The organism is Mesorhizobium sp. WSM4829 (assembly GCF_055811475.1).
This window is the reverse complement of the sequence record NZ_JBVVQJ010000177.1, coordinates 1-243: the sequence shown is the minus strand read 5'-3', so window position 1 is coordinate 243 and position 243 is coordinate 1. Positions and strand designations below refer to the sequence as shown.

The window sequence follows — 243 nt, the reverse complement described above, 5'->3', positions numbered from 1 at the left end:
GGGCGGACGCGCTGAAGGCGGCCCATTCCGATCTCAGCGCCGCGGATGCCGCCATAATCGTCGGCGCCGCAAAGAGCAATATCGCCAGGAGGGCGGCGTTCCAGGCGGTGTCGGCCCAGGACAAGGCGAGGCTGGCCGTGATCGAGGCGGAGACGCCGCGGCAGGAGGGGCAGAGCAACGGAGCCTGGGCGGACGCGCTGAAGGCGGCCCATTCCGATCTCAGCGCCGCGGATGCCGCCATAA

At 70.4% G+C, this 243-nt stretch carries 1 pseudogene; it reads left to right on the top strand.

Features of this window, described 5'->3' with window-relative positions:
• A pseudogene (locus AC0L17_RS34750) lies at positions 1-243 on the top strand (hypothetical protein); the annotation flags it as partial.